Annotated in this window: 2 protein-coding genes; both read left to right on the top strand. The window is 45.3% G+C overall.

Going from position 1 to position 2,367, the window contains the following annotated elements; all coding sequences use genetic code 11:
* Nucleotides 1-856 precede the first annotated feature (856 nt).
* Nucleotides 857-1,033, top strand: a complete 177-nt coding sequence (locus VZ94_RS26305) for a hypothetical protein (RefSeq protein ID WP_157845008.1) — start codon at nucleotides 857-859, stop codon at nucleotides 1,031-1,033.
* Nucleotides 1,018-2,367 (top strand): RCC1 domain-containing protein (locus VZ94_RS21045; RefSeq protein ID WP_052700813.1); only part of this gene is annotated, 1,350 nt, incomplete at its 3' end. The genes VZ94_RS26305 and VZ94_RS21045, both read left to right, overlap by 16 nt.

Here is a 2,367-nt window from a genome sequence, read left to right on the forward strand (position 1 = left end):
GCCACGTCCTTGTGGCTTGAGGTGTCGGCAGCAGGGATGCTGCCGCCAAACCTACAGGGACGTATTTACGGCGCCCTTCACTCTGATAACGCCAGGGATGGCGTGTAGTAGGGCAACGCAGGAGCAGTTGCCGAATGACCTGTCCCGGCTTAAGTGGGTAGCCTGGTATTTGAATGCCTCACAAAAGACCATCACCGTCTTCATCACTAGCATATGCTCCGGCCGAATGGTTGACGGTTTCGGTTTTGTGCGGGTATCCCCATGCTTCCAAACAGCTGTAAATGTTGTATTCATCGGTATGTTACCGATCACAAATCCTTTAACATAACGCGCATTTGATAACACCGCTTCATGCCCCAACTTAGCAAATTCCCGCGCCCAATAATGCGCTCTTCCAGACCGATTAGACTCCAAGGTGTATTGGCAATAAAACTAAGCAATCCTTTGAGTTTCAGTTTCTTTTTCGTAAGGCTGCCACCGCTTTCTTGGATCACTAAGGGGAAGATGTTTTTTGCTATATCTATGCCTATAGTTCGCGCTGCTTTGTGAATGATGGGCTCCTTAATAATTTGAGATTATTTACTCAAAGTTTATATCAACTTGCTAAGTGAGGAATCCATGTCATCATCCTATTTTTGCATTTTTGGCGCATTTTATAGCGCTATAGCAAGCCCATCAGCATAAATAGTTGTCTAGCGCCGCCAAAATCGCTAACTAAACCACAAAAATAATTGCAAAATACTTCGCATTTTAGCATTTTTATCGTTCTCTCAGCATCAATAAACAAATTAAATGCTAGTCTAGTTATCTAAAACATCCGCATGTGCTTATAACAACTGACTCTGAGGAGAAATAAATGTCATCTAAATACAGTATTAGTATTACCCCAAACCAAATCTTATTTCCTGGACATACGCTAGGTGAATGGATTAATCCTTATGCCTTTGCCGCGATTAAAGCTGACGGCTCTGTTGTTACTTGGGGCGGGGATTTTTTGCCGGCGGCGATAGTAGCGCCGTGGCTGCAAAATTAAATGGCAAAATTGACGTAACACAAATTTATTCTAATACCCAAGCATTTGCGGCTTTGCGCGCTAATGGGTCCGTCGTTACTTGGGGCACAGATTTCTCTGGTGGCGACAGTAGTGCAGTCGCCAAACAATTAAATGGCAAAATTGACGTTAAAAGTATTTTTTCAACTGGCTTCGCCTTTGCAGCCTTGCGCGCTGACGGCTCTGTAGTCACATGGGGTACGGACGAGGCTGGTGGTGATAGCAGTGCAGTAGCTACAGCTTTAAATGGCAGTGTAAGCAAAATATTTTCAACTTACTCTGCTTTTGCGGCTTTACACGATGATGGCTCAGTGGTTACCTGGGGGAATACGCTAGCCGGTGGCGATAGTAGCAGTGTAATAGCTCAGCTTGTGAACGTCGCTAGCATTTATTCCACGGCTGAAGCCTTTGCCGCCTTGCGTACTGATGGCTCAGTGATTACCTGGGGCAATGCTTTAGCTGGCAGTGATAGTAGTGCTGTCAGCACCGCATTAAATGGCACAAACGAGGTTATCACTATTTTTTCCACTTTTGATTCGTTTGCCGCGTTACGCGCGGATGGCTCGGTTGTAACCTGGGGTTTTAGTGCTGGCGACAGTAGTGCAGTCGCAGATCAGCTAAACGGCTCTGTCGATGTTGTAGAAATTTTCTCAACCGATTCCGCATTTGCGGCCTTAAGAGCAAATGGCTCAGTTGTTACTTGGGGTGACGACATTTCCGTTTCCGCCTTCAACGACGTCGCAGAACTATTAAACGGCGATATAGATGTTGTTAATATTGTTTCGTTTAATAGAGAGCCAACTACTGATCAATCTATTAGTTTCAATGGCGGATTTGCTGCATTGCGAGCCGATGGCTCAGTAATTTGGTGGGGTGGCGGACTAAATAGCACTCCTAGCGGTAACCCTATCCTCTCTGAAAAGTTGAACGGCACTATAGACGTCATCGAGCTTTGCGCTACAAATAATGGATTTGAGGCACTGCGTGCTGATGGCTCGGTCATTAGCATCGCAGCTTTTGATAACTATTTTGCTATCATTGAGGAATTAGACGGCACTATTGATGTAGTTAAGGTATTTTCCAATGGTAGCGCTGTTGCCGCGTTACACGCAGACGGCTCTGTAGTGACCTGGGGCGATAATAACTATGGCGGCGACAGCTCTAGCGTTGTCGATTTAATTAATTCAGACGTTGTTAGCGTCGTAAATATTGCAACAGATGATGTCTACCATCATACAACACACGTTGGGCTTTCTCTAACCGGCGACAACAATGCCAACAAGTTATCAGGCGGTCAAAATAACGACTCAATTAGA

The organism is Methylocucumis oryzae (assembly GCF_000963695.1).
Taxonomy (GTDB): Bacteria; Pseudomonadota; Gammaproteobacteria; order Methylococcales; family Methylomonadaceae; genus Methylovulum; species Methylovulum oryzae.